7 protein-coding genes and 1 pseudogene are annotated in these 21254 nt (G+C 74.7%); 4 read left to right on the forward strand and 4 right to left on the reverse strand.

Annotation, left to right across the window (positions count from 1 at the left end):
* Nucleotides 1–150 precede the first annotated feature (150 nt).
* From ABT336_RS14025 to ABT336_RS14035, 3 genes are all read right to left on the reverse strand, one after another.
* On the reverse strand, nt 151–12111 hold the full coding sequence (locus ABT336_RS14025) for a non-ribosomal peptide synthetase/type I polyketide synthase (RefSeq protein WP_350896960.1): 11961 nt from the start codon (nt 12109–12111) through the stop codon (nt 151–153).
* Nucleotides 12112–12213: 102 nt separating this feature from the next.
* Complete coding sequence (locus ABT336_RS14030; protein WP_350896961.1) at nt 12214–13851, reverse strand: ABC-F family ATP-binding cassette domain-containing protein; 1638 nt, start codon at nt 13849–13851, stop codon at nt 12214–12216.
* Between the two features lie 258 nt (nt 13852–14109).
* Entirely contained in the window at nt 14110–15999 is a 1890-nt protein-coding gene (locus ABT336_RS14035; RefSeq protein ID WP_350896962.1) for a glycoside hydrolase family 15 protein, read from the reverse strand.
* 190 nt (nt 16000–16189) lie between these two features.
* Between ABT336_RS14035 and ABT336_RS14040 the strand changes: the two genes are divergently transcribed.
* From ABT336_RS14040 to ABT336_RS14050, 3 genes are all read left to right on the forward strand, one after another.
* Entirely contained in the window at nt 16190–17401 is a 1212-nt protein-coding gene (locus tag ABT336_RS14040) for a D-arabinono-1,4-lactone oxidase (RefSeq protein ID WP_350896963.1), read from the forward strand.
* Complete coding sequence (locus ABT336_RS14045; protein ID WP_350896965.1) at nt 17401–17775, forward strand: sensory rhodopsin transducer; 375 nt, start codon at nt 17401–17403, stop codon at nt 17773–17775. Before ABT336_RS14040 ends, ABT336_RS14045 begins: the two co-directional genes overlap by 1 nt.
* 62 nt (nt 17776–17837) lie before the next feature.
* Nucleotides 17838–18968 carry an FUSC family protein gene (locus ABT336_RS14050; RefSeq protein ID WP_350896966.1) on the forward strand — a complete coding sequence of 377 codons (1131 nt, stop codon included), beginning with the start codon at nt 17838–17840 and terminating at the stop codon, nt 18966–18968.
* A gap of 43 nt (nt 18969–19011) precedes the next feature.
* Here the strand turns inward: ABT336_RS14050 and ABT336_RS14055 are convergent, their stop codons facing one another.
* A complete protein-coding gene (locus ABT336_RS14055) occupies nt 19012–19632 on the reverse strand; it encodes an L-threonylcarbamoyladenylate synthase (RefSeq protein ID WP_350896968.1) in 621 nt (206 codons plus the stop codon).
* 136 nt (nt 19633–19768) lie between these two features.
* Between ABT336_RS14055 and ABT336_RS14060 the strand changes: the two are divergent.
* A pseudogene (locus tag ABT336_RS14060) lies at nt 19769–21254 on the forward strand (hypothetical protein); the annotation flags it as partial.

Below are 21254 nucleotides of genomic sequence, written 5' to 3' on the forward strand. Positions count from 1 at the left end.
GACGGGCGTCGAGCGCTCGCCCACGATAGCGGTGCAGATGACCATGATGGACAGCCGACTGGAGACACTGTCCTGATCGGATGATCACGATTGGCGACGACCGGACAGTTCCAGGCCGGACGATCGCCGCGTCGGGGCTGGACGAACGGCCTACCCGGGTAGCGCCCCGGGCAGGTCCGGCTCGATCACGTGGTGCACCAGGTGCAGCGGCGCGGCGGTGACGCCGGCCCCGGCCAGTGCCGTCGCGTACGCCGTGGCCGCCTCCTCGGCCACCAGACCGTGCACCAGCGGCAGGCCCGGGGTGGCCGCCCACAGCAGCGACTCCAGTCGGCAGGAGGCCACGGTGCCGGGCACTGCGAGGGCGCTCGCGTGCCCGGCGACCGCCGCCGGGGGCAGGTCCGTCGGCACGTGGCTGTGGGTGTCCCCGACGTGCAGCAGCCCGCCGCCGACCACCAGGACGTCGCGTCGCTGCCGCATCCGGGCCAACGCCCGAGCGGTGTCCAGCGCGGCGGGGAACGAGTCGTCCACCACCACCGTCCCGGGGCGCAACCTGTCGACGTCGATCGGCTCGGTGGCGGCGCTGGTCGCCGCCACGATCAGATCGGCCTGGTAACCGGCGTCGGCGATCCCCGGTGTGGAGGGGCACACCTCGATCGTCGCGGCGAACCCGTCGGCGCGCAGCCGGGCGGCGTGCGCCGCCAGTCGGGGCGCGGCACCGGGCACGTCGCAGAGCACCAGCCGCGCCGGTGGACCCTGGGTGCGGGCCAGCAGCAGCCGCAGTGCGGAGAAACCGATCGACCCGAGGCCGACCACCGCGACGGTCCGTCCGGCGAGTAGCCGTCCGGTCGCGGCCACCGCGGCCTCCACGGCCAGGGCCACCGAGACGACTGTGGCGGCGTGGCCGGTGGTCACCGCAACCCCGCTGCGGGTACGCCGGAGCACCCCGATCCCGTAGCCGGTGCGGGCGGGAATCATCCCGGCCAGTGACACGCAGTCCGCGCCGAGCCCGGCGGCCAGGTCGACGGCTTCGGCGGCCTCGGCGGCCAGCAGTTCCCCGGCGGCGGTCAGTTCGTCGGCGAACCGGGGCAGGCAGACGAAGCCGGAGCCGCCCAGCGGGGTGTCCAGCTCCTCCAGCAGCCGGGGACGGCCGTCGGGGAAGAGCAGGGTGCGCAGGTGTTCCCGGGGCAGCCCGTCGGCGGGCAGTCCGGCGATCGCGGCCAGCTGCGCCGGCGGGGGCAGATATCCGACGATGGCTGCGGCGAGCCGGGTGCCGGGTCGATGTCCGCCCGCCGTCACCCCGGCCGTCCGGTGGTCGCCTGCCGTCTGTCGGTCGCCTGCCGTCCGGCGGCCGTCTGCCGGGTCGGCTGCCGTGGTCAGGTCGGCGCGGAGCCGGTCGGCGATCCGACCCAGCTCGGCCGGGGTGACGGCGCCGGGGGACCCGCGCAGGACGACCCGGAGCCCGTCCGGTCCGGGCCGGGCGGTGAGGAACAGGTCGGTGCCCAGCGGCGGCGGGGCCAGCTCGGTCCCGTCGTCCCCGTCGAGGTCGAGTCGGGGGTCGTCCGGGCCGCCGTCGGCCGGTGGTGCGGCGACGCCGAGCGCGTCGAAGTCCAGGAAGCTGAAGAAGAACTGGGTGCCCAGTGGCACACCGGTGGCGGCGGCGGGGACGGCCGCGGCGATCGACGGCGGGTCGTCGTACCGTCGGGCGGCGGTGACCTCGGCGGTGACCCCGGCGAGGTGCTCGACGAACCCGCCGGTGCCGTGCAGCCGCAGCGGCAGCATCGTCGCGCAGGGGCCGAAGACCCGGTGCAGGTCCGGCAGGGCGTGGTCCCGACCCGTCAGGGCCAGACCCACGACCAGGTCGTCCTGGCCGGTCAGGTGGGTCAGCGCCCGGTGGTACGCGGTCAGGACCGGGGCGTGCAGTGTGGTTCCCGCCTCGGCGGCCAGCCGACGCAGGCCGGTGACCACACCGGTGTCGAGGGTGAAGCCGACAGTCGGGGCGGTCTGCTGTCGGCCCGGCGTGCCGCCGCTGCCGGGCGCGGGTTCCGACCGGCCACCGGAGCCGTCCGTCGCCGTGTCGTGCCGGTGCTCCCCGGCCCGCAGCACCGGAGCCCGGTACGGGGTGCCGAACCGCTGCGACCACCAGGTGTGGGCGGCCGGGTCGGGCGGGTCGGCGGCGCGGCGGGCCAGGTGCGCCACGTACTCCCGGAAGTGGGTACGCAGCGGCGGCGGTTCGTCGTCGCGCCCGAGGCTCAGCCGGTGGTAGGCGGTGAGGAGTTCCCGGCCGAGCAGGGCCGCGCTGTATCCGTCGCCGATGAGGTGGTGGGCGTGGACCAGGAGGACGTGCTCGTCGGGGGAGACGGCCAGCAGGCGCAGCCGCAGCAGCGGCCAGGCCCACGGTTCGAACGCCCTGTCGCGTTCCCGGGCGACCCGGGTGGCCAGGGCGTCGGGGTGGGGGAGGACCTCGTACCCGACCGGGAGCCGCAGCGACGCCGGTAGCTCCTGCTGGACCGGGGGACGGACCCCGGCGGGGAAGACGGTACGCAGCATCGGGTGCCGGGCGACGAGGAGGTCGACGGCGCGTTGGAACACGTCACGCCGGAGGCGGCCCCGCAGCCGCAGCCGGGCCAGCCAGGCGGTCCCCGCCCCGGGGTCGATGGCGTCGGCGAGCAGGAACCCCCGTTGGGTGGGGGTCACCGGGTACGGCGGACCGGGGTTCCCCGCGTCGCCACCACCACCGGAACCCGGACCCGGGTCGGATCGGCGCGTCTGCGGTGCGTCGACGGCGACGGCATCGGTTTCGACGGCATCGACGGCGACGGCATCGGTCTCGGCGGCCCTGGCCTCGGCGGCCCTGGCCTCGACGGTGGCGGCGTCGACGGCGGCGGCCAGGGTGCGCAGGGTCCGGTGCCGGTAGAGGACTGCCGGACCCGGGGCGTGCGGGAACAGCTCCCGCACCCGGGCGGAGACCTCCAAAACCAGGATGGAGTCTCCGCCGAGGGCGAAGAAGTCCTCGTCCCTGCCGATGCCCGGCAGGCCGAGCAGGTCGGCCCAGATCCGGGCCACCGCCGTCTCGGTGCCGGTGCCGTCGGTGCGGCCGGTGGCGGTCTCCCCGGTGGGGGCGGTGGTCGGACCGAACCCGGCGTACGCCCGGAGGCGGTCCCGGTCGACCTTGCCGGTGGGGGTCGTCGGCAGGTCGTCCACCAGGTGCAGCCGGGCCGGGACCAACTGCTCCGGCAGCCTGTCGCCCAGGTACGCCCGCAGCCCCGCCACCGTCGGGGTGGTCTGCGGGGCGGGCACCACGAAGGCGTGCAGCCGGGGGTGCGGCTCGGCCTGGTGCAGCACCACCGCCCCGGCCACCTCCGGGTGGGTCCGCAGGGTCGCCTCGATCTCGCCCGGTTCCAGCCGGTACCCGTGGATCTTCACCTGGTCGTCGAGGCGGCCGAGGAACTCCAGGACCCCGTCGGTGGTGACCCGTCCCCGGTCACCACTGCGGTAGAACCGCTCCCCGTCGAGGTGGACGAAGGCGGCCCGGGTCAGCTCCGGCTCCTCCAGGTAGCCGGGGGTGAGACCGACCCCGCCGAGGTAGAGCTCACCGGCGACGCCGGGCGGACAGATCGCCCCGTCCGGGTCGACGACGCGCACCTGCGCCCCGCCGACCGGGCTGCCGATCGGCAGCCGACGCACCGTGTCGTCGGGTCGGCTGTCGATCAGGTGCCAGGTGGCGTTGATGGTGGCCTCGGTGGGGCCGTACAGGTTGGTGATCCGGCAGTCGTCGCCGAACAGGTCGAACCAGCGGCGTACCGGGACCGGGGACAGCTCCTCGCCGCCGACGTGGACCCAGCGCAGCCCGCCCAGGTCGGGGGGTGTCCCGTCGCGGGCGGTCCGCTCCTCGGCGGCCCGCAGGATCCGCTCCCACAGGGTGGGCACCGAACTCCACACCGTGACCCGGCCGCGTTCCAGGCGGGTCAGCAGCGCCTCGGGGTCCCGGCGCAGGGACCACCCGACGGTGACCACCGTCGCGCCGACCAGCAGCGGGGCCAGGAGCTGTCGTACCGACGCGTCGAAGCAGATCGACGAGGTCTGGGCCAGCCGGTCCCCGGGGCGGTAGCCGAAGGTGGTGACCGCCCAGTCGAGGTAGTTGCGCAACGACGCGTGGGTGACTGGTACGCCCTTCGGTCGTCCCGTCGAACCGGACGTGAAGATCACGTACGCGGTCTCCTCCGGGGCGGGCGGGGACACCACCACCCCGACCGGGGCGCTGTCGTCGTCCCCGTCGAACCCGGCCGGACCGGTCTCCCCGTCGAACCGGACCGGACGGGTCGCCGTGTCGAGGCGGGCCGCGACGGGGGCGGACTCGTCGTCGTGCAGCACCACCCGGGCACCGGCCCGGAGCAGGTGGTCGTCGAGGCGGGCCGGGGGGTGTCCGGCGTCCAACGGCACCCAGGCCGCCCCGGCACGCAGGATCCCGACCACCCCGACCACAGTCGCCGGTCCGGGGGCGGTCAGCAGGCCGACAGGGTCTCGGGGACGTACCCCGTGGGTGGTGGTGAGGTGCGCGGCCACCCGGTCGGCGGCGGCGTCGAGGTCCCGGTAGGTCAGCGTCGCCCCGTCGTGGTCCACCGCCACCGCGTCCGGGGTGCGTCGACAGACGGTACGGATCCGGGCCGTGACGTCCCCGCCGTCGGACTCCCCGGACGTCCCGGCGTGCTCGACCGGGCGGGGTTGGGGGAGGTTCGCCACCGGGCCGTCGGTGGCCAGGTCGACGAGGACCCGGTGGTGGTCGGCGGCGAGGCGGGCCACCGTCTCCCTGCGGAACAGCCGGACCGGGAAGTTCCAGGACAGCCCCAGGGTCGACCCGGACTCCCAGCACAGGAGGCTGAGCCGGGTGGCGGCCGACGCCGAACCGGCCGCCGTCGGGACGACGGTGACCGGGCAGTCGGGGTCGGTGGTGACCGGGAACCTGGCGAAGCTGAACCCGGCGGGACTCGGGGTACGGGGGCCGTTCCCGCCGCCATGGCCGAGCAGCCGGGCCAGGTCGAGGCTGGACACCGTGCCCCGGCGCTGCGCGGCTGACCACGACTCGCGGATCCGGTCGGCGAGGTGTCCGGCCGGCTCCGCCGGGTCCACGTCGACCAGGAGGGGAAGGGTGTCGGCGAAGGGGCCGACGATCCGTTCGATCCCGGGCAGTCGGGCGTCCCGACCGGCCCGCGCCACGTTCACCGGCACCGTCCGCTGTCCGCTCCATCGAGCCAGGCACCGGACGTAGCCGGCGAGGAGCAGGTGGAACAGGGAGACCCCGGCGTCGGCGGCCCGGTCCCGCAACCGTGCCACCAGGTCCGCGTCCAGCTCATCGAGGTGCGACGCGTACGGCGGTGCGGGCAGCGCCCCCGGGTCCCCGTCGTACGGCAGCCGCAGTGTCCACCCCGGGCCGGTGAGGATGTCCCGCCAGTACGCCAGGTCCTCCTCGGTGGGGGGCGGGACGCGGTGGGCGTACTCGCCGAAGTCCGGGGTGGACGGCGGTGACGGCCGGTGGCGGCCCCGGGTCAGGGCGGTGTATCCGGCCCACAGGTCCTCACCGAGCAGGTTGAGGCTGAACCCGTCCCCGGCGGCGTGGTGCAGGACCAGCAGCAGGTGGGACCGGTTCGGGCCGTCGGGGACGAGGACCGCCCGCAGCGGTGGTTCCCGGGTCGGGTCGATCGGGGTGTTGCAGAGCTGTTCCTCGATGGCGACCGGCGGGCCGGTGCGGGGGTGGACCCGGAACCAGTCCGGTGGGGCCGCCGGGTCGGCCGGTGGGGGCGTCACCACCTGACAGGGCGTCCCGGTGGACGGGTCGGGGACGAACCGGACCCGGAGCATGGGATGGTCGACGGCGAGCCGGGCCAGGGCCCGACCGAGCAGCTCCGGGTCGAGGGGCCCGGTGACAGTCTGCCTGACGAAGGCGTAGCTGGCGACGTCCGGGTGCAGCCGCTCGTTGACGTGGAACGCCCGCTGGACGGTGGTCAACGGGAACGGCGCACCGGCCGACACGGGCACGGGTTCCGCTACCGCCGGTGACCCGGTCGAGGCGGGTGTCGGTCTCCCGGTGCCGGGGTCGGCCGCGAGGTGGGCGGCCAGTCCGGCGACTGTGGTGTACTCGAAGAAGAGGGTGACCGGCAGGTCCCGACCGAGCTCGTCCTCAAGCCGTTTGACCAGGTCGACGGCGGCCAGGGAGTCCAGTCCGAGGGCGAGGAACGAGACGTCGTCGGCGATCTGGTCGGGCCTGCGGTGCAGCGGTTCGGCGAGGAGTCGGCGCAGCAAATCCGCCAGCTCCCCGACGTCCGGGACCGCCCCGGTCGCCCCGGCGACGATGTCCGCCGAGGTCGAAGCCGAAGCCGAAGCCGAGGTCGGGGTCGAGGTCGAAGCCGGGGTCGGGGTCGAGGTCGAGGTCGAAGCCGGGGTCGGGGCCGGGGTCGGGCTCGGGGTCTGGGGCACTCCGGCCGGTCCCGTTCGGAAGGTCCCGCCGCCTTTCGAGGCGGTCCGGGGCGGGGGCGGTCCGGGGTGGAGGTCCGCGACGACCAGGTGGGCGGCGTCGACCCGGCGGGCCGCGTCCAGGGCCCGCACCGCCGCGTGGACGTCCATCGGGGCGGGACCTGTCGACCCGACGGCCGTCCCGACACCGGCCCGCGCCGCCATCCCCGTACCGCCGACCGCCGCGAACCCGACCGCCTGGAAGGGCCGACCGGCGGCCCGGTGCGCGGCGGCGAAGGCGTCGAGGAAGGCGTTGGCCGCCGCGTAGTCGCCCATCGCACCGGCCAGGCCGGGCAGGACCGCGCTGACCGAGGAGAACCCGACCAGTGCCGCCCGCTGGTGTCCGTACCGGTGCATCGCCTCGGCCAGCAGGTGGCTGCCCCGGACCTTCGGGGCCAGGACGGCGAGGACGTCCCTGGTGGACTTGCCGGCCAGGGTGCCGAGCCGGACGACCCCGGCGGCCTGGTAGACGATGTCCACCCGGGGTAGGGCACGCAGGAGCCGGTCGACGTCGTCCGGGACCGTCACGTCACATGTGTGGTACGACGCCGTCGCCCCCGACGCCGCCAGCTCGGCCAACAGGCCCTCCGGTGCCCGGTTCGACCGTCCGACGAGGACCACTGTGGGCGCGCCCCGACCGGCGAGGGTACGGGCCAGCTCCGCCCCGATTCCGCCCCCGCCTCCGACGATCACGTGGACCCCCGCCCCGGCGGCGGGTGCGCCGTCGCCGTCGTTGTCGTTGTCGCTGTCGTCGGGGGCCGGGACCAGGTGCCGGACCACTCGACGGCCGGCCCGCCAGGCCACCCCGATCCCGGCGGCCGGGCCGGTGGTGGCCTCGACCCCGTCGACAGTGAGATCCGACAGTTCCCGGCACAGGGACCGGACCCGGACCGCCACGTCGTCCCCGCCGGCCAGGTCGACGGTCCGGGTGAGCAGGCCGGGACGTTCGTCGCCCAGGGCGGCGGTCAACCCGGTCAGCACCGCCTGGATCGGTCGGGGCCGGTCCGTCGCCCCGGTGACCTGCACGTCCTCGGTGACCACCAGGACCCGACCGGGTGGGGCGTCGAGCAGGTCACGGAAGGCGTCCACCTGGGCGGCCACGGCGGCGTCGAAACCGGCCAGGTCCGGCGGGTCCACCGACGCCCCGGCGAGCAGGACCGTCACCTGCGGGGGCTCGGCGTCGTCGACAGGTCCCGACCCCGTCGGGACGACCTGCACCTCGACGCCGTGGGCGGTGAGGGCGTCGGCGAGCCCGGTGGCGACCGCACCGCTGACCCCGGGGCCCCTCAGCCGGACCCGGGTCGGCAGGTCCCCGGTGCTCTCCGGGGCGTCCTCCCACACCACCACGTGCAGGGGTACGGCGGTCCCGGGTGGCCCGTACGACCGACGCTGGAACGGGTACGTGGGGACGGGGACCCGCCGCCGGGGGCCGTGCAGGGCGACCCGGTCCAGGGGGCATCCCGCCACCCAGAGCCGCCCGAGCGCCGCCAACAGCAGGCGGGTGCCGGGGTGACCGTTCGAGCCGGTGTCCGACCCCCCAGAGCCGGTGTCCGACCCTGCCGGGGCGAGCACCGTCACCACCCGTACCGGGTCGGCGGGGGCCACCGACTCGTCCAGCAGGTCGCCGAGGCGGTCCACCGTCCAGAGTGGCACCAGGGTGTCGTGCCCGTCGGTGAGGTGCCGGTGCAGCGCCGACCGGAACCCCGCCTCGTCCGGTGCCTCGCCGGACCGGGCCACCGCGTGCCGGACCGCCTCGGCGGGGGTCAGGTCCCCACCCGTGGCGGCGGCGGCCAGCGCCCCGGGGCCGTACCCGAGGACCGCGTCGGGCCGGACCCCCCAGGCGGCGAGCTGACCGGCCAGGGCGAGTCCGACAGCGACAGCGACCGCCCCGGCCACCCGCCGGTCGGGGTCCGCCCCGGACGGTGTGGTCCCCAGGCACCAGGAGAGCAGCGGGTGCCCCGCCACCGGACCGGCGGCAGCGTCGGCGGCGACCAGGAGATCCCGGAAGACGGGCTGGCTGTCGTGCAGGTCCCGGACGAGGGTCGCCGGGACCGCGGTGCCGTCGTCGGGGAAGAGCAGCACGATCCGGGGTCGGCGGCCGACCGCCGTACCGACGACTGTCGACGCGGCGTCGTCCAACCGGTCGGCCAGGTCCCCGGCGGCGACCACCGACAGCCGGTACGGGCCGTCGTCGCGGGCCGTACCGGCGCTGGCGCAGACGTCGGCCTCGGTGAGGTCGGGGTGGGCGCGCAGGTGCCCGGCGAGGTCCCGGGCCGCCCGTCGCAGCGCGGACGCCGAGTGGGCGCTGACGGTGGCCAGGTGGCATCCCGCCCCACCGGCGTCGGGGACCGGTGGGGCGGCCGGTGCCTCCCGGAGGACGGCGTGGGCGTTGGTGCCGCCGAACCCGAACCCGTTCACCCCGGCGACCAGCGGACCGGGTGCGGTCCACGGGTGGGCCTCGGTGACCACTGTGAAACCGGCAGCGTCGAGGTCGAACCGGGACGAGGGCCGGGTGTGGTGCAGCGACGGGGGCAGGTGCCGGTGTCGGAGCGCGAGGACCACCTTCACCAGGGCGGGCATCCCGGCCGCGTTGAGCAGGTGCCCCAGGTTGGTCTTGACCGACCCCAACCGGCGCGGTACCCCGTCGGCGGGTGGGGGGAACGCCGCCGCCAGTGACCGGACCTCGACCGGGTCGCCGATGCCGGTGCCGGTGCCGTGGGCCTCCACGTAGGAGACCGACGCCGGGTCCGCCCCGGCGTCCCGGTACGCCCGCGCGATCACCTCCCACTGCCGGTTCGGGTTCGGTGCGAGCAGGCTCAGCGACCGGCCGTCGTTGCCCACGGCGGTGCCTGCCACCAGGGCCAGTACCGGGTCCCCGGCGGCCCGTGCGTCGGCGGTCCGGCGCAGCACCAGGGCGGCACCGCCCTCACCGGGGACGAACCCGTCGGCGGCGGCGTCGAAGGCCCGGCACCGCCCGGTGGGGGAGAGCGCCTCGGCGGCGTCGAGGAGCCGGTACCCGGTCTCGGTGAGGTTGAGGTTGATCCCGCCGACCACAGCGACGTCGCACTCGCCGTCGGCCAGGCTCCGGGCGGCCAGGTGCAGGGCGACCAGAGCGGAGGAGCAGGCGGTGTCCACCGCCACCGCCGGTCCGGTCAGGTCCAGGGCCTGTGCCAACCGGGCCGGTACGAGGTTGCGGAGGTTCCCCGTCAACGCGCCCGCCCCGGTGACCGGTCCCTGCCCGGCCAGGAGCTCCGGGTACGCGCTCTCGCCGACGGCGGCGAAGACGCCGACGCGACGGCCGTGGCGGCGGGGACCGGCGTACCCGGCGCGTTCCAGGGCCTCGTACCCGACCTCCAGGAACAGTCGGGCGTGCGGGTCGGTGAGGCGGGCCTCGGTGTCGGTGAGACCGAAGAACCCGGCGTCGAAGAGCATCGGGTCGTCGAGGAAGGACCCCCACCGGCTGACGTCCCCCTGCGGGGTCCACCGATGGCGGGGCACCGGACCGACGTCGTCGACGCCGTCGACCAGGTGCCGCCAGAACTCCTCCGGGGTGTCGGCACCGGGGAACCGGCAGGCCATCCCGATCACCGCCACGGTGGTGTCCCGGGGGTCACCGGCGACGACCGGCACCGACCGGGTGGGGTGGGTGGCCGTCCCGGCGGCGAGCCGGTCGGCAAGAGCCGGGACGGTGGGGCAGTCCCGTAGGTCCGCGGGGTCGACTGCGGCGCCCAGGGCGTCCTCCAACCCGGCGAGCACCTCCATCGCCTTCAGCGACGACCCGCCGATGGCCAGGAACCTGTCGTCCGGGCCGATGGCGGCGGCGGGCCGTCCCAGGACCCGGGCCCACACCCCCCTGATGACGTCCTCAAGTTCCCGGCGGGGCATCCGGGTGGGGTCGCCGACGGACGGTCGGGTGTCGTCGGCTTCGACAGGGGGGACGGTCCGGGGTGGGCACCACAGCCGTTCCCGGTCGGCGAAATCCCCGGCCAGGTACCTGTCGCGCATCCGCCGCCGCCGCAGCTTTCCGCTGGTCGTCCGGGCGAAGGCCCCCGGGGGCAGCGGCAACACCATTACCTCGTCGTGTCCGGAGGCCTCCGCGACCCGGGCCCGGACCGCGTCGAGGGCGGCGACCGCCCCGGCCGGTGGTCGGGCCCACGGGACGAACACCACGATCCGTTCCCCACCGGTGTCCGGGTCGGTGCAGCCGACCACCACCGTCACCTCACCCGGCAGCCCGGGGGTGGCGGCGGCCACCCGCTCCAGGTCGGAGGCGTGGAAGGTCCGGCCGTTGACGAAGACGACGTCCTTGGCCCGCCCGGTGACGCAGAGCCGCCCGTCGCGCAGGAAACCCAGGTCGCCGGTGCGCAGCCAGCCGTCGGAGAAGGTGTCCCGGGTGGCCTGGGGTGCCAGGTGGTAGCCCCGGGCCACGTTCGGGCCGCGTACCTCGATCTGGCCCACCCGGTGCTCGCCCACCGGCCGCCCGTTGTCGTCGACGATCCGGACGGTGCAGCCGGGCACCGGGTGACCCACGTCCATCAGCTCGACGGCGTGCGGCCCGGGATCGGTCGGTTCGGCCCGTCCCCGGCTGAGGGCGTCCCGGTCCAGGACCAGTGGGACTGCCACCTCACCCGGCGGGGGGAAGGTCACCGCGAGGGTCGCCTCGGCCAACCCGTAGACCGGGCGCAGGGCGGCCGGGTCGAGCCCCGCCGGTCGGGTGTGCGCCACGAACGACCGCCACACCGCCGGTGAGATCGGTTCGGCCCCGACGACGGCACACCGCACAGTGCTCAGGTCGAGCCCGGCCAGGGTCGCCGACGGCACCCGTCGTACCGCCAGGGCCAGGGCGAAGTTCGCCGCCGACAGCATCGTCGCCCGGTGCCTGTCGGCGGTGGTGAACCACAGGGCGGGACGCTTGGCGAAGGCCAGCGGGGGGACGCGGACCTGTTTGAACCCGACGGCGAGCGGGGTGAGGTGGGTGCCGATCAGCCCCATGTCGTGGAAGAACGGCATCCAGGTGACGATCACGTCGTCCGGGCCGCACCCGCTGGCCAGCCGGGCCTGCTCCAGGTTGGCCAGGACGTTGGCGTGGGTCAGCTCCACCCCTCGGGGGGTTCCGGTGCTTCCCGAGGAGAACTGGAGGAACGCCACCTCGTCGGGGGCGGGGTCGGGCAGGTCGTCCAGGGGAGTGCCGGTCCGCAGCGCGGACAGGCGCAGCACCGGGCCGGGAACCCCCTCGGCGGCGGTGGTGGCGTCGTCGGTCAGCACCACCGCGTCGGTCAGGAGGTCCCGGACCGCCCGGACCCGGTGCGGCTCGGGCGGCATCGGAACCGGGACCAGCCCGGCGGCGAGGGCACCCCAGAACAGCGGCTGGAAGTCGTCCCCGGCGTCGGCGAGGATCAGCGCCGGGGTCCCCGGGGCGGTCCCGGCCGCCCGGAGCCCACCGGCCACCCGCAACGACTCGTCGCGCAGCTCCCGGAAACCGACGGTACGTTCGGTGCCGTCCTCCCGGACGTGGACGATCACCTGGTCGGGGTTTCGGTCGGCGGCGTCGAGGAGGACGTCGAGCAGGTTCCGCCGGCCGTCCGGCCCGGTCGCTGTCGGCACGCCAGGATGGTAACGGCCATGATCGCCTGGTCGGTGTCGGGTCGGCGACCGCCCACCACCCGCCGCCCGGGTGGGCCGGTCGACGGGGGCGGACGGCGCGGGTCAGTCCCGTCCGGGTGGCGGGATCTCCCGGAGCCCGGCGTCGTCGAGCCGGAGCCACCGCCGGACCCCGATGTCGGCGAGGAACCGCTGGTCGTGGCTGACCACCACGAACGCCCCCCGGTACGCGTCGAGCGCGCCGACCAGTTGGCCCACGCTGGTCAGGTCGAGGTTGTTCGTCGGCTCGTCGAGCAGCAGCAGGTGCGGGGCCGGTTGGGCGTACAGGACACAGGCGAGGGTGGCGCGCAGCAGCTCACCGCCGGAGAGGGCGTCGACCGGCAGGTGGGCACGGGCACCCCGGAACAGGAACCGGGCCAGCAGGGTCAACCGTTCGGACTGGGGCCGGTCCGGGGCGTACCCGGCCAGGTTCTCGGCGACGGTCCGCTCCGGGGCGAGCAGGTCCAGCCGCTGCGACAGGTACGCCACCCGCCCGTCGGCCCGGCCTACCCGCCCCTCGTCGGGGGTGAGGTCCCCGTGCAACAGGCGCAGGAGGGTGGACTTGCCCGCCCCGTTGGGGCCGACGAGGGCGATCCGCTCCGGCCCCCGTACGTCGAGGTCGACGCCGCCGGTGGCGAAGACCGCCCGGTCGCCGTGGTGGACCTGCACCCGTTCGGCGGTCACCACTGTCCGCCCGGCGGGGACCAGGGTGTCCGGCAGCTCCAGGCTCAACGTCTGGTCCTCACGCAGCGCCCGGCTCGCCTCGTCCAGGCGGGACCGGGCGTCCCCGACCCGGTCGGCGTGTGCCTGCTGGGCCCGCCCGGCCGACTCCTGGGCTCTGCGCTTGAGGCCACCGGCGACGATCCGGGCCAGCCCGGCGTCGCCGAGGTTGCGGGCGGCGTTGCCCGCCCGCCGGTCGGCCCGTTCCCGGGCCTGCTGCATCTCCCGCTTCTCCCGCCGGACCTCCTGCTCGGCGCTGCGCACCGACCGCAGCGCCGCCTCCTGGGCCAGGTGGGTGGCCTCCTGGTAGGCGGTGAAGTTCCCGCCGAAGAGGCGGACCCCACCCCTGTCGAGTTCGGCGATCCGGTCCATCCGGTCCAACAGCTCCCGGTCGTGGCTGACCAGGAGCAGGCAGCCGGGCCACTCCGCCAGCACCGCGTGCAGGCGCTGCCGGGCGTCGGCGTCGAGGTTGTTCGTGGGCTCGTCGAGCAGCAGCACGTCGGGCCGGGCGAGGAACTGCGCGGCCAGCCCGAGGGAGACGACCTGCCCGCCGCTGAGGGTGTGCAGGCGGCGGTCCAGCGTGACGTCGCCCAGGCCGAGCCGGTCGAGTTCGGCGCGGCTGCGCTCCTCGACGTTCCAGTCGTCGCCGACGGCGGTGAAGTGTTCCTCGGCCGGGTCACCGGCCTCGATGGCCCGCAGGGCGGTGAGGGTCGCGTCGATCCCGAGCACCCGGGCGACGGTCAGGTCACCGGTGAGCGGCAGGTTCTGGGGCAGGTAGGCGAGCACCCCGTCGACCGTCACCGCACCGGCGGTCGGTGTGAGTTCACCGGCGATCAGCCGGAGCAGTGTGGTCTTGCCGGCCCCGTTCGGCGCGACCAGACCGGTACGCCCGGCGGGCACCGTGAAGGACAGGTCGGTGAGCACCGAGGTGCCGTCCGGCCAGGAGAAGGACAGGTTCGTACAGACGATGCAGTTCTCGGACATCGGCGAGACGCTTTCCGGACGGGATCCGGGGCACGGACCGGTGCCCCGGTCGGGTGGCGGACTCATGACGAGACAGGCCGCCCCGGCACGGGCCGGGCGGCGGGGCGGATCACCCCGAGATGTCGTCGTCCCCCGGCACCATCGTGCTCTCCCTCGGTCCCGTGCTCGTCGCGCAGGTCTGCGCCGGCGGAAATTCTAACCGACCGTCCGGTGCCGCGACCGACCCCGTCCGGGGTGGGGTCGCGGCACCGGCCCGGTTCACTGCGGGGGTGCCTCCGAGCGTTCGGCCCAGTCGTGCAGGGCGTCCCGGTCACCAGCCACGTCCAGGTTCAGGGCGGCCTCGATCAGGGCCAGGTGGGTGAAGGCCTGCGGGTAGTTGCCCAGCGCCGTCCCGTCCGGGGCCATCTCCTCGGAGTACAGGCCGAGCGGTCCGGAGAGCTCGGTGAGCTGGTCGAAGAGCTTGCCGGCCTCCTCCCGCCGACCGGCCAGGGCGAGCGCGGAGACCAACTCGAAGGAGCAGAGCAGGAACGCCCCCTCCTCACCGGGCAGTCCGTCGTCGGCGGTGTAGCGACGGATCAGGGCCGGGGCGACGGCCAGCTCCCGCTGGATGAACTCGATGGTGGACAGCATCCGGGGGTCGTCGGCGGGCAGGAACCCGACGAGCGGCATCCGCAGCAGTGAGGCGTCCGGCTCGGGCAGGTCGTAGGCGATGACGAATCCGCCCACCTCCCGGTCGTAGCCGCGGTCGAGGACCTCGGCGTGCAGCTCGTCGCGGGCCTCGCGCCACTGCTGCACCGGGGCGGTGTCGTCGCCGAGGAGTTCGGCGAGGCGGATGCCCCGGTCCAGGCACACCCAGCTCATCACCTTCGAGTTGACGTGGTGCCGGACCGGGCCCCGGATCTCCCAGATCCCGTGGTCGGGCTCCTGCCACCGCGCGGCCAGGATCTCCACGTGCCGTCGCAGCAACCGCCACTGGTCGCCGGTCAGCTCCCCGGTGAGCTGGTGGTAGGCCAGGGCCGCGTCCAGGATGTGCCCGTACGTGTCGAACTGGATCTGCCCGGCGGCCCCGTTGCCGACGCGTACGGGTCGGGATCCGGCGTACCCGCCGAGGTGCTCCAGCTCCGTCTCCTCGTCGGTGGTCCCGTCGATGCCGATCAGCGGGGCGAGCAGCTCCTGCTCACCGGAGCAGATCTCAAGCAGGAAACGGAGGTAGCGGCGGCCCTCCTCGGCGTGGCCGAGCCGGAACAGCGACAGCAGCAGCAGCGCCGAGTCCCGGTGCCAGGTGTAGCGGTAGTCCCAGTTGCGGACCCCACCGATCTCCTCCGGCAGGGAGGTGGTGGGCGCGGCGATCAACGCCCCGGTCTCGTCGAAGGACAACCCCCGCAGCACCAGGGCGCTGCGCCGGACCGCCTCGGCGGCGAACCCGGTGTAGTCGCTGCGGTCGGACCACTCCCGCCAGGTCGCGCAGGTCTGGTCGAACATCCGTTGCGTGTCCTCGACCGTCGGGTCGGCCCCGGTCTGCGCGGCCTCCGCCGGTTCGTCGCGGTAGCCGAGCAGGAACGTGGCGGTCCGCCCCTCGGTGAGCTCGATCTCGGCGTGCAACGATCCGCCGTCGACGTCGAACGGGACGTCCCCGGTGAGCCACAGCGGCGCGTCGGTGGCGTACCAGCGTCCGTCGGCCTGCCGCCACCCGGTCGACCGGGCCCCGTAGGCGGGGCGGGGGGTGAGTCGGGCGGCCAGCCGTACCGAACCCCGCTCCACCCGGACCTGCCGGACGAGGACCTTCCCGGCGTGGATCGGCTGTTCCGGGTCACCGGGGGAGACGGCGAGGAAGTCCCGGACCAGGGCGGTCCCGTCCGGTCCGGGGTAGCGGCTCTCCAGGACGAGGGTGTCGGGCAGGTACCGGCGCTGCGGCGGCGGCGACCCGGTCACCGTCAGCGAGAAGAACCCGCCGACGTCACGGTCGAGCAGCCGGGCGAAGACCGCGTCTCCGTCGAAGCGGGGTACGCAGAACCACTCGACGGCGCCGTCCGGTGCGACGAGGGCGGCGGTGTGGGTGTCGGAGAGGAAGGCGTACGAGTCGATGGGTGGGAAGCCGGCCTCGGGCGCGGTCACCGGGGCGGGCGGGGCAACGTCGTGGTTCGGCATGAACTCCCCTGCTCGTCGGATCCCCTGTCCGCCCAGGTCAACGGCGGTCCGGGGCGTTACCACCCTTCCCCGCCCGGGGAAGCCGGAAACCGGGTGGACACCCGGTGCGGTGGTGACGACGACCTCCCGGGCGCATACCGGGGGCCTGCCGGGGTAGACCGCCGCAGCGCCGGGCGAGGAAGGACACGAGGTGACCCGACCGTTCGTGAACTGGTCCCGCAGCCTGTCGTTCACCCCGGCCGAGTACGTCGAGGCGGCCGACGAGGACGAGGTCCGGGCGCTGGTGTCACGGGCCCGGGAGACGGGCCGGACCATCCGGCCGGTCGGGTCGGGACACTCGTCGAGCCCGCTGGTGCGTACCGACGGGATCCTGCTCAACCTGGACCGGATGGCCGGGGTGATCTCCGACGACGGGGACCTCGCCACCGCCTGGGCCGGTACGAAGTTGAAGGCGCTGGGGGAGGGGCTCTACGACGCGGGCCTGGCGATGGACAACCTCGGCGACGTCGACTACCAGTCGATCGCCGGGGCGACCGCCACGGGAACCCACGGCACGGGTGTCCGGTTCGGTAACCTCGCCACCCAACTGGTCGGCCTGCGGCTGGTCACCGGCACCGGGCAGACGTTGGACATCGGGCGCGACGACAACCCCGACCTGCTGCCGGCGGTCCGGCTCTCGCTCGGCGCGTTGGGCGTGATCACCCAGGTCACCCTGGACGTCCAACCCCGGTACGAGCTGCGTCGTCGGGCCTGGTGTGCGCCGCTGTCCTGGACCCTCGACCACCTGGCCGAACTTCAGCACACCAACCGGAACATGGACTTCTACTGGTATCCGCGCAGCGACCAGACGCAGGTCCGGACCATGAACCGGGCCGACGAGGAGGGGACGGACCGGCGGGGCTGGTACCTGACGCAGACCCAGGCCGACGACCGGCTGCGCGACGTCGAGGTGGGACCGACCCACCACACCATCCCCCGCAGCCGGGACCTGCGGTTCGAGGAGATCGAGTACATGCTGCCCGCCGAGGCCTTCGCGGCCTGCTTCGCCGAGGTCCGTCGACGGATCATGCAACGGCACCGGCGGGTGGTCGGCTGGCGGGTCCTGGTCCGGACGATCGCCGCCGACGACATCTGGCTGAGCAACGCCTACGGCCGGGCCACCATGACGATCGCCTGCCTGCAGAACGTCGACCTGCCGCACGAGGACTACTTCCGGGACATGGAGGCGGTCTTCAGGCAGTACGGCGGCCGACCGCACTGGGGCAAGAAGCACTGGCTGACCGCCCGGGAGCTGCGTCCGCTCTATCCCCGGTGGGACGACTTCCAGCGACTGCGTCGGCGGCTCGACCCGGACGGGGTGTTCCTCAGCCCCGACCTGGCCACCCTGCTGGAGGAGGCGTGATGGCCGATCTCGGCGCGCGGACCTGGGTGGTGCCCGGCGGTCACCTCCCGTTCCCCAGCAACGGACCCGAACCCCAGTTCACCGGCTTCGACCAGGTCTGCCTGCTCAACGCGGCCGACGCCGAGGCCGAGGTGAGCCTGGAGATCTACTACGAGGACGCCGAGCCGGTCGGCCCGTACCGGATCCGGGTGGGTGCCCGCCGGATCCGACACGTACGGATCAACGACCTGATCGACCCGGAGGCGGTCCGGCTCGACCGGCCGTACGGTTGTGTCCTGCGCTCGTCGGTGCCCCTGGTGGTGCAGTTCCTGCGGCAGGACACCAGGCTGCCCGGGACGGTGGCGCTGGCCACCGCCATGGCCCATCCCGTCTGAGCCCGTCGGCGCAGCAGTGCGAGTGCCGGGTTCCCCGGCCTGCCCGGCGGGTATCCCCGCCCATGGCGACCAGGGCGGAGACGGTGACGGCGACGAACCGGCTGGGCGACCGGGTCCGGTCCGTCGGCCGGGACGGCTACCGGCGGTTGCAGACGTACCTCATCGTCGCCGTCCAGGCCGGTGCCGCCGCCACCCTGGCCTGGGTGATCGCCGCTCAGGTGTTGGGCAACCCGGAGCCGACGTTCGCCCCGGCCGCCGCCGTCGGTGTCATCGCCGCCGCCCTGGGCAACCGGACCCGCCGGACCGTGGAGCTGGTCGTCGGCGTGGTGCTCGGCATCGCCGTGGGGGACCTGCTGGTCTTCCTCGTGGGCACCGGGCCGTGGCAGCTCGGGGTGATCGTCTTCGCCGCCATCGCGCTGGCCACCCTGGTCCGGGGCACCGGGGCGTTGACCACCCAGGCCGGCGGTACCGCCGTGCTGATCGCCACGCTCACCCCGGCCGCGCCCGGCCCGGAACTTCCCCGGACGATGAACGCCCTGGTCGGCGGGGGGATCGGACTCTTCGTGGTGCTGGTCCTCGTCCCCCTGAACCCGTTGCGGACGGTACGCCGGGTCGCCGACCACGCGCTCGACCTGTTCGCCCGGGAGATGACCGCCTCGGCCGAGGCCCTGGCCCGCGCCGACGCGACGATGGTCGAGCAGGTGTTGACGCGGATGCGGGCCAGCGAACCGGAACTGCGTCGGCTCGCCGAGGTGGTGAACGCCGCCGAGGAGGTGGTACGCCTGTCGCCGGTGCGCTGGCGTCGCCGCCGGACCCTGGCCGCGTACCGGGAGGGGGTGGGTCACATGGACCGGGCGTTCCGCAACAGTCGGACCCTGGTCCGCCGGATCCAGACCACCCTGCGCGACGACGAACCGGTGCCGCCCGACCTGCCGGCGGCGGTCGAGCACTTCGGGGAGGCCGTCCGGCTGCTGCACCGGGAGTTCCTCGCCGGACAGGAGCCGGTGGGGGCCCGCGAGCGGGTGCTGCGGGCGGTACGGGAGGCCGGGGCGGCGTGCCGACAGGAGATCGGCTTCTCCGGCACCATCGTGGTGTCCCAGCTGCGCACCATCGCCAACGACCTGCTCCGGGCCACCGGGACACCGGCCGGGGAGGCCCGCCGTCTGGTCCGGCACGCCGCCGCGGGCCGTTGACGTCAGGTGAAGCGCTCCGGCACGCCGCCGCGGGCCGTCGACGTCAGGCGAAGCGCTCCGGGTCGCCGGCACCGACCCGCAGGACCTGCGGCTCGTCGTCGGAGAAGTCCACCACGGTGGTCGGTTCGGTGCCGCAGTCCCCGGCGTCGACCACCGCGTCCACCGCGTGGTCGAGGCGTTCCTTGATCTCCCACCCCTGCGTCATCGGCTCCTCGTCGCCGGGCAGGAGCAGGGTGCTCGACAGCAGCGGTTCGCCAAGTTCGTCCAGGAGCGCCTGCACCACCGGGTGCGCCGGGATGCGGACCCCGACGGTCTTCTTCTTGGGGTGCAGCAGTCGGCGCGGCACCTCTCTGGTGGCGGGGAGGATGAAGGTGTAGCTGCCGGGGGTGGCCGCCTTCACCGCACGGAACACCGCGTTGCCCAGGTGGACGAACTGCCCGAGCTGGGCGAAGTCACGGCAGACGAGGGTGAAGTGGTGGCTGCTGTCGAGGTGGCGGATCTCCCGGATCCGGTCCAGGCCGTCCTTGTTGCCAGGCCGGCAGCCGAGCGCGAAGCACGAGTCGGTCGGGTAGACGACCAGCCCGTCGCGCCGGATCAGGTCGGCGACCTGACCGATGGTCCGGGCCTGCGGATTGTCCGGGTGTACATCGTAGTACTTCGCCACGGCGGGAAGCTTAGGCCAGGCCCGCCGCAGCACCCACGGTGACCGGTCGATCGCGTGATTTCGGACCCCGTGAAAATGATCATTCTTGGGCGACCGAACGGTGAACGCGGCTCGGATCGTGACCGTTGTACGGGGTATGACTCGTGAGCACCGACGCCGGGCCCGCAACGACAATGCCCCGGCGGGCGAGCCGGTAGGACCGGGGGCAGGCACGACCCCGGGCTGGCAAGCCGACACCGGTCGGTTCCGTCGGCTCGGCTCCGCGCTGAACTGGCTGGGCGACCACATCGCCGTCGTCGGCGACGACCCGAGCGGTGCCGTCGCCGAGATGGCGGCGACCCTGCCGGTCGAGCCACAGCTCGTGACGGTCCTGAGCCCCATCGACGCCCGCGACGACTGGTCGGTCGTGGAGACGGTCCTGCCCATCGCGGTGCCGCCGGGCAGCCGGGCCCGCGTCGCCGTGCCCCACGCGGCCGGACGGGACCTGACCGGTCGGCTCGCCCGGGAGCTGACGGCGACCCTCGACGCCCCCCGCGCGGATCTGATGCTGATCCCCGGCGGCTCGATGTTCGCCGTGGACGGCTGGCTGCGCCACACCCCCGACGGCGAGACGGCCGAGGTCGGGCGCCGCTCACCGCAGCCGGCCTGGGAGAGCGACCTGGACGGGCTCTGCGCCGCCGGTCGGTCCGGGGCCGACGAGATGGTCCTGGTTCCCGTACCGGCCGGGATCTGGGCCTTCCCGGCCCGCCCCGGCGCGTCGATGCCGGACCTCGACGACCCGGCCTACGGCATCCCGATGGACGTCGACCGGCCGGTGCTGGTGATCGGTCGACCGGGTCACCCGGAGCCGACCGAGGACGCCCTCAGCGCGCTGCTGCGCCGGCTCCCGGAACGGCTCCGGCGGGACCTGGTGCTGGCCCCGTACGGGTCGGCCACCGCGATGGTCGCCGCCGCCTCGGTGCTGGCCCGGGAGGCCGGGCAGCCGGTGCAGGTCCGGACCGGTCTGCCTGCGCTGACGCCCGACGGGCGGGAGACCAGCCTGGTGATCGACCACTCGGGTGCCGTCTGGGAGCCCCTCGGGACCGCCCTGACCGTCGCGCCGACCGGCCCGGCCCGACCGGCCGGACCGGTGCGCGGACTCGACACCTACTCCGCCCTTGACGACTACGTGTTCCGGCTCAACGAGCAGTGGGTGGCCGAGGTGACCGCCTCGGGTCTGTGGGTGCGTTCCCCACGACAGGAGACCGGCGCGCACGTCGTCCGGGCACACCGGTGGATGTTCGGCCGGGTGCGGATCTTCGTCGGCGTACCCGGTGAACCGCCCGGCCACGACGTCCTGCCGGTCCTCGGTGCCCTGCTGGCCCGGATGCCCGTCGAGACCCGCCGCCGGGCGGAACTCGCACCGGCCCGGTTCGCCGTGGCCGCCGGTGACGACGGTGCTCCCGACCCGACGACCGGGGCGTTCCCGGTGCCGGTGACCCAGCGGGCCCTCCTGCTGGGTCAGGCGCCGTCCACCCCCGGCCCGGCGGCGGACCGGGGCCGGACGGCCACCGTCCCGATCGCGGTGCGCCCGCCCGCTCCGGTGCGGGGACCCGAACCGGGGGAGAAGACCCCGGCCCGGC

Origin of the sequence: Micromonospora sp. NPDC000207 (assembly GCF_040300925.1) — a bacterium.
In the GTDB taxonomy this organism is placed as follows: domain Bacteria; phylum Actinomycetota; class Actinomycetes; order Mycobacteriales; family Micromonosporaceae; genus Micromonospora.